8 protein-coding genes are annotated in these 7402 nt (G+C 45.8%); 7 read left to right on the top strand and 1 reads right to left on the bottom strand.

Going from position 1 to position 7402, the window contains the following annotated elements; translation table 11 throughout:
* A partial coding sequence (locus tag B7C60_RS19565; protein WP_245869675.1) for a PHP domain-containing protein occupies positions 1-549 on the bottom strand: 549 nt, incomplete at its 3' end.
* Positions 550-644: 95 nt separating this feature from the next.
* Here B7C60_RS19565 and trpL2 point away from each other — a divergent pair.
* The 7 genes from trpL2 to trpA form a co-directional block, all read left to right on the top strand.
* Positions 645-755: a tryptophan operon leader peptide gene (gene trpL2 / locus B7C60_RS20145; RefSeq protein ID WP_099612298.1), complete on the top strand. Its 111-nt coding sequence runs from the start codon at positions 645-647 to the stop codon at positions 753-755.
* Positions 756-888: 133 nt separating this feature from the next.
* The gene (locus B7C60_RS14655; RefSeq protein WP_212752245.1) at positions 889-2442 is read left to right on the top strand and encodes an anthranilate synthase component 1; all 1554 of its coding nucleotides are present in this window, start codon (positions 889-891) and stop codon (positions 2440-2442) included.
* An 11-nt stretch (positions 2443-2453) separates the two neighbouring features.
* Entirely contained in the window at positions 2454-3035 is a 582-nt protein-coding gene (locus tag B7C60_RS14650) for an aminodeoxychorismate/anthranilate synthase component II (protein WP_099612296.1), read from the top strand.
* A gap of 81 nt (positions 3036-3116) precedes the next feature.
* Positions 3117-4115 carry an anthranilate phosphoribosyltransferase gene (gene trpD, locus B7C60_RS14645; RefSeq protein WP_099612295.1) on the top strand — a complete coding sequence of 333 codons (999 nt, stop codon included), beginning with the start codon at positions 3117-3119 and terminating at the stop codon, positions 4113-4115.
* A gap of 6 nt (positions 4116-4121) precedes the next feature.
* Positions 4122-5543: a bifunctional indole-3-glycerol-phosphate synthase TrpC/phosphoribosylanthranilate isomerase TrpF gene (gene trpCF, locus B7C60_RS14640; RefSeq protein WP_099612294.1), complete on the top strand. Its 1422-nt coding sequence runs from the start codon at positions 4122-4124 to the stop codon at positions 5541-5543.
* A gap of 62 nt (positions 5544-5605) precedes the next feature.
* Complete coding sequence (gene trpB, locus B7C60_RS14635; protein ID WP_099612293.1) at positions 5606-6796, top strand: tryptophan synthase subunit beta; 1191 nt, start codon at positions 5606-5608, stop codon at positions 6794-6796.
* Positions 6796-7402, top strand: a 607-nt coding sequence (gene trpA / locus B7C60_RS14630) for a tryptophan synthase subunit alpha (protein ID WP_245869513.1), incomplete at its 3' end; no start/stop codon positions are given. The genes trpB and trpA, both read left to right, overlap by 1 nt.

The raw sequence follows: 7402 nt of genomic DNA, 5'->3' as shown, positions 1-7402 counted from the left end.
AGCGGCATGAATGGCTTCTATCGCGTCAGCCATCGAACACCAAGTGGGAGGAACATAACCTGGGTTATTACGGGTTAAATATTTTTTAAAGACTTGCTGCATGGTTTTTACATAGCCTTCATCCACTAACCATTTAGCAAAATGAGCACGCGTTATCGGTGCATCGCCAGCAATCGCCTGCACTTCTTCCAATACTCCAGGGCGAGTGGCTTTGGCGAGTCGTTCCGCTATTAACTCAGCTCGATAAATACGCCGCTGCTTTTGCTTTTCAATTAATGTCGTTAATGCCACATGCTCAGGGTCAATATTCAGCCCAACGATATGGATGTCTTTATTTTGCCAAACGGTTGAAAACTCAATACCGTTAATCAAGGTAATCGGATATTGACCCGCTTCAATGTACGCATGAGCGGGAGCCAAAGCATCTACCGTATCATGATCAGTAATCGCCAACACATCAATGTTGAATTCCAGTGCACGATCAATCAATTGGTTAGGCTCAAAGCGTCCATCCGATGCCGTTGTGTGACTGTGTAGGTCAATTTTCATCATTTTTTCATTTTGTCTATTATTAAGGCTTGACTTTTCTCTCTCGCACTAGTTAACTAGTACACAAATACAAGAGTACCGTGCTAAGGCTTGCTATGTTACAAGAATTTAACTCAAACCCTAAATCTAATTTCAGATCAGTCAATACTGAACTGAATGGATGGCGTATCTGGGTTCATACCTGGCGGGCTGATGTGTACTGTTAGTTAAACAACGCATTGATAAAGCCCGCTCCCACAGCGGGCTTTTTGTTCGCACAATCAAAACAAACGACACGCGGTAAATCGCCCCTAAAACGTCACCGTATTGAATAGACAAGGAGGTCTTGTGAACAAGACCATGAGCAGACAAAAACCAGCACCGATCCACGTTATCAAGCAAGCGCTGGACTATACACAAGATCCCACCGCACTTTTTCACGCTTTATGTGAAGGGAAAACAGACTGCTTACTGCTGGAATCAGCAGAGATCAACTCCAAACAAAATCTCAAAAGTTTGTTACTGATTGATGCCGCAGTACGCATAACGTGCATTGGCCATGAAGTCACATTTAAAGCCCTGAGCGACAATGGTCGTGACTTAATTCAAGTGCTGATCGAGCACCTCAATGAGTCGGTCACCGCTCAGCAGCAAGAAGATTCACTGATTTTATCTTTTTGTGCTCCTTGCAATACGCTTGATGAAGATTCTCGATTGCGTGAGGCTTCTTCCTTTGATGCCCTTCGGCTGGTTCAGCATAGTTTTGACCTCACCCAACAAGATAAACATGCCATCTTTCTCGGTGGATTATTTGCCTATGACTTAGTGGCGAATTTTGAACCATTAGGTGAAGCGAAAGCCATCAATCACTGCCCTGATTACGTTTTTTATGTGGCAGAAACACTGATGGTAGTCGATCACCAACAAGCCACCTGCCAATTGCAAGCCACCGCCTTTACAACAAATACCGAGACGTGTACTGCGCTGCAGCAGCGTCTCAACCAAATTAAACAACAAGCGAGTCAATCGTTAGCTCAACCTGTTGCACAAACACTGACACAAATAGAGGTGGCCACCAATATCAGTGATAACGATTTTTGTCACTTAGTCGAAGATCTCAAACAGTATGTGGTACAAGGCGATATTTTTCAGGTTGTCCCTTCACGCCGTTTCACTTTGCCCTGTCCTTCACCGTTAGCTGCTTATCAACGATTAAAAGAAAGTAATCCAAGCCCTTATATGTTCTATATGCAAGATGAACATTTTACGTTGTTTGGTGCATCGCCTGAAAGCGCACTCAAATATGAAACACAGACTAACCAAATTGAAATTTATCCGATTGCTGGCACTCGACCTCGAGGAAAGCGGGCTGATGGCTCAATCGATTATGATTTAGATAGTCGAATTGAACTGGAACTACGCTGCGATAAGAAAGAAAACGCCGAACATATGATGCTGGTCGATTTGGCTCGTAATGATGTTGCGCGGATAGCCAAAGCAGGCACTCGCCATGTGGCCGATTTACTAAAAGTGGATCGATATAGCCATGTGATGCATTTGGTTTCTCGTGTTGTCGGTCAGCTGCGTGATGATCTTGATGCGCTACACGCTTATCAAGCCTGCATGAATATGGGCACCTTAACCGGAGCACCAAAAATTCGGGCAATGCAACTGATTCGAGACGTCGAAAAAGAACGTCGAGGTAGCTACGGAGGAGCTGTCGGTTACCTGACTGGGGAAGGCGATTTAGATACCTGCATTGTCATCCGCTCAGCGTATGTCGAGAACGGCATGGCTCATGTTCAAGCGGGGGCCGGTGTTGTTTATGATTCTGACCCACAGTCGGAAGCCGATGAAACTCGCGGAAAAGCGCAAGCCGTTATTTCTGCTATTCAATCCGCGCACCAAGAATAAGGATAGCGATCATGGCAAATATCATATTTATCGATAACTTTGACTCCTTTACCTATAACTTGGTCGACCAATTTCGTTCACTCGGGCACCAAGTGACCATTTATCGGAATCATATCGCGGCTACCGTTATCGAGCAGGCTATCCAACAGTTTGATAATCCGGTACTGGTATTATCTCCGGGCCCAGGAGCCCCCTCTCAGGCAGGAGCCATGCCCAACATTCTTCAACGCTTGAAAGGAAAAGTACCCATGATCGGCATCTGCCTCGGTCATCAAGCGATAGTAGAAGCCTACGGCGGTATCGTTAGCGGAGCCGATGAGATTGTCCATGGTAAAGTTTCCATGATGAAGCATCATCAACACCCTATTTATCAAGGTTTAGCATCACCATTGGCGATTGCTCGTTATCATTCATTAGTGGCCACTCAAGTGCCAGAGTGTTTAACCGTCACCGCACAAGTCGATGGGTTAGTGATGTCTGTCGTCCATGAACAAGACAAAGTGTGCGGATTCCAGTTTCATCCCGAGTCCATTATGACCACGCAAGGAGCCACTTTATTAAAAAATGCCATTAATTGGGTTTTAGGACAATAAACCGTCGATAGGTACTATTTTTACCCGCTCTTTATCAATCATTTTAAATGTGGGTCTTCAAGGATACGGAGAAATAACAATATGCAACATATCATCAATAAACTTTATCAGCAGCAGGCGCTTAATCAGCAAGAGAGCGAAACGCTATTTAGCGCGATTATTCGCGGGGAATGTGATGCTGCATTCATGGCTGCGGCGTTAACTGCCCTTAAAATCAAAGGGGAAACACCAGCAGAGATTGTGGGAGCGATTCAAGCTTTACTCGCTAATGCAGAACATTTCCCACGCCCTGATTATGATTTCGCGGATATCGTCGGCACTGGCGGTGATGGAGCCAATACCATTAATATTTCTACCACTGCCGCATTTGTTGCTGCCACATGTGGTGTAAAAATTGCTAAACATGGCAACCGTGGCGTCTCCAGCCAATCAGGATCGTCCGATCTCTTAGACGCGTTTGGTATTAATATGACCATGAGCGCGAATGATGCACGTCAAGCTCTGGATGATTTAGGGATAACATTCTTATTTGCGCCGCAATACCACGGTGGGGTTCGCCATGCGATGCCTGTGCGCCAAAGCATGAAAACTCGCACTATTTTCAATATCTTAGGCCCCCTAATTAACCCAGCTCGTCCCAATATTGAATTGATGGGAGTCTACAGTTTAGATTTAGTTCGTCCTATTGCCGAAACCATGCTAAAAATGGGAATGAAACGAGCCGCTGTGGTTCATGGGGCAGGGCTAGACGAAGTCGCGATTCATGGCGAAACGCAGGTGGCTGAAATCAACGATGGTAAAATCATTGAGTACACATTAACGCCAGCCGATTTTGGCCTAAACACCTACCCACTGGACGCAATTCAAGGCGGTACTCCACAAGAGAATCGCGCCATCATCACCAACATTCTAACTGGCAAGGGAACGCCTGCTCAAATGAGCGCCGTCGCAATTAACGTTGCCCTCTTGCTACGCTTATTTGGCTTTGAAGATCTCACCGTCAATGCCGAGCGTGCGATGGATGTCATGAATTCTGGTAAAGCCTACCACTTGGTTCAACAACTAGCAGAACGAGGTTAAATTGACATGTCTGAGCATGATGCATCCCAGCAATTATCTGAACACATTTCCCTAAAACACACTCAAATGGCGGAAGTGTTGGCAAAAATCGTAACAGATAAGGCGCTCTGGGTGGCGAACAGAAAGCTCGCTCAGCCTTTAAACACTTTTCAAACGTTACTTTCAAAAACGGATCGGGACTTTTATCAAGCTCTCGATCAGAGTCAAACCGTTTTTATTTTAGAGTGTAAAAAGGCTTCCCCCTCAAAAGGGCTGATCCGTGATTCATTTGACTTAGATTATATCGCCTCAGTTTATCACCAATATGCCGATGCAATTTCAGTGCTGACCGATGAAAAATATTTTCAAGGTAGCTTCGATTTTATTGCCCGAGTTCGCGCTCAAGTCTCGCAACCGGTGCTGTGTAAAGACTTTATGATTGACCCTTACCAAGTTTATCTCGCTCGTCATTACGGCGCGGATGCCATTTTACTCATGCTTTCTGTGCTTAACGATGAACAGTATGGTCAATTGGCTAGCATTGCCCATGAACTGGGAATGGGCATATTAACCGAAGTCAGCAATGAAGAAGAATTGCAACGTGCGATTGCACTCAAAGCCAAAGTGATTGGCATTAATAACCGTAACTTACGTGACCTTTCCACCGACTTAAATCGCACGAAACAGCTCGCACCACAACGACCAAAAGAATGCATTGTTATTTCTGAATCTGGTATTTATAACCATCAACAAGTCCGTGATTTATCTCAATTTGCGAATGGTTTTCTTATCGGTAGCTCCCTGATGAGCGAAGAGAATCTCGAACAAGCGGTACGTAAAGTGATCTTGGGTGAAAATAAAGTCTGTGGATTAACTCATGCCCATGACGCGGTAAAAGCCTATCAAGCAGGTGCGGTTTATGGCGGATTAATTTTTGTTGAACCGTCAAAACGCTATGTCGATAAAGAAGCGGCACGTCTGATCATGAGCGGCGCGCCATTGCTTTATGTGGGTGTATTTCAAAACCATCCTATTGATCATGTGGTTGAAATAGCTCTCGACCTCAGTTTAACCGCAGTGCAACTGCATGGGGATGAAGATCAAGTCTATATCAATGCGCTGAAAACTCGTTTACCCGAGCACATAAAAATTTGGAAGGCTTATGGCGTCACCAACGCATTACCTAAGTTATTTGATCATGTTGAACGACATTTATTCGATAGTAAGGTCGGAGATCAAATGGGCGGTACTGGGCAAGCTTTTGATTGGCAACTCATTACTCAGCCACAGCGCATCATGCTCGCCGGGGGAATTACCCCTAACAATGTGAAACAAGCCGCACGTATTGGCTGCCTTGGGGTCGATCTCAATTCCGGCGTTGAAAGCGAGCTGGGGAAAAAAGATGCGGCGAAGTTACAGCAAGCATTCAGCGCACTACGAGAATACTAATAATTTTACTTTTGAAGAATAAGACATGGTAATCATGTCATTAGATGTGAAGGAATAAGAGCATGGCAAAACTTAACGCCTATTTTGGCGAGTACGGTGGTCAGTTCGTACCACAAATTTTAGTTCCAGCCCTCAATCAACTGGAACAGGCATTTATTGATGCTCAGCAGGACTCTGAGTTTCGTTCCGAATTTATGACGCTGCTGCAAGAGTATGCTGGCCGCCCAACGGCACTGACGCTCACTCGCAACATCACTAAAGGAACAAAGACGAAACTGTATCTTAAACGTGAAGATCTCTTACATGGTGGCGCACATAAAACCAACCAAGTTTTGGGTCAAGCGCTGCTCGCTAAGCGCATGGGCAAAAAAGAAATTATTGCAGAAACAGGCGCTGGGCAACATGGCGTGGCAACCGCCCTAGCCTGTGCTTTGCTGGGCTTAAAATGTCGTATCTACATGGGAGCCAAAGACGTCGAACGTCAAAGTCCAAACGTTTTTCGGATGCGTTTAATGGGAGCGCAAGTGATTTCCGTCAACTCTGGCTCAGCGACCCTAAAAGACGCTTGTAACGAAGCAATGCGAGATTGGGCGTCCAGTTACGAAACCACACACTATTTATTAGGCACTGCCGCTGGCCCTCACCCTTTCCCAACCATCGTGCGAGAATTCCAACGCATTATTGGCGAGGAGACCAAAAATCAAATTTTAGCCCGTGAAGGTCGATTACCTGATGCCGTGATCGCTTGCATTGGCGGTGGTTCAAATGCTATTGGCATGTTTGCCGATTTTATTGACGAAGCCTCGGTTCGCTTGATTGGGGTGGAACCTGCAGGAAAAGGGATCGATACCGCTCAACATGGTGCTCCTCTGCGGCATGGCAAAACGGGAATTTTCTTTGGCATGAAAGCCCCCTTAATGCAAGATGAAGATGGTCAAGTTGAAGAGTCTTATTCGATATCCGCTGGATTAGACTTCCCCTCTGTTGGCCCACAACACGCACACCTACATGCAACAGGCCGAGCCGAATATGAAAGTGCCACCGATGATGAAGCGCTAGACGCTTTCCAACTGTTAGCCCGCCAAGAAGGAATCATTCCAGCGTTGGAGTCATCTCATGCTTTAGCTCATGCGGTCAAAATGGCGTATGCAGAACCCAAAAAAGAACAATTATTAGTGGTGAATTTATCGGGACGAGGCGATAAGGACATTTTTACCGTCCATAAAATTTTAGAAGACAAAGGAGTGCTGTAATGAACCGTTATCAATCACTTTTCCAGCGTCTGGCTAACGATAAACAAGGGGCATTTATCCCATTTGTTACTATCGGTGATCCTTCGCCAGAACAATCGCTGCGCATCATGCAAACCTTAATTGATGCGGGTGCTGATGGTTTAGAGCTCGGGATTCCTTTTTCTGATCCTTTAGCCGATGGCCCAACCATTCAAGCCGCAAATATTCGAGCTTTAAACGCCGAGACGACCCCTGAGGTATGTTTTAGCTTAATCGCTCAGATCCGGGCCAACAACCCAGATTTACCGATAGGATTACTCATGTATGCCAACCTCGTGTATGCGCGTGGGATTGAAAACTTTTATCAACGTTGTCAGCAAGCGGGAGTCGACTCTGTGCTGGTCGCCGATGTTCCAACCAATGAGAGCCAACCCTTTGTGGCCGCGGCAGAAAAATTTGGTATTCAACCGATTTTCATCGCCCCACCCACGGCCGATGACGCCACATTACAAGCGGTGGCTCAGTTGGGTAAAGGTTATACTTATTTACTGTCACGATCCGGGGTAACAGGAGCGGAAACCAAAGCCAATATGCCAGTGGGTACACTCCTACAACGGCTAAATCAAT

This window comes from Vibrio fujianensis (genome assembly GCF_002749895.1).
GTDB classification, from domain to species: domain Bacteria; phylum Pseudomonadota; class Gammaproteobacteria; order Enterobacterales; family Vibrionaceae; genus Vibrio; species Vibrio fujianensis.
Note: the sequence above shows the minus strand (reverse complement) of the source record. Positions and strands in the feature narration are given on the sequence as shown.

Bases quoted from the DNA above. Each gene is read 5' to 3' on its own strand.
- trpD (WP_099612295.1), top strand. From the start codon at position 3,117: ATGCAACATATCATCAATAAACTTTATCAGCAGCAGGCGCTTAATCAG.
- trpCF (WP_099612294.1), top strand. From the start codon at position 4,122: ATGTCTGAGCATGATGCATCCCAGCAATTATCTGAACACATTTCCCTA.
- trpL2 (WP_099612298.1), top strand. From the start codon at position 645: ATGTTACAAGAATTTAACTCAAACCCTAAATCTAATTTCAGATCAGTC.
- trpB (WP_099612293.1), top strand. From the start codon at position 5,606: ATGGCAAAACTTAACGCCTATTTTGGCGAGTACGGTGGTCAGTTCGTA.
- B7C60_RS14655 (WP_212752245.1), top strand. From the start codon at position 889: ATGAGCAGACAAAAACCAGCACCGATCCACGTTATCAAGCAAGCGCTG.
- B7C60_RS14650 (WP_099612296.1), top strand. From the start codon at position 2,454: ATGGCAAATATCATATTTATCGATAACTTTGACTCCTTTACCTATAAC.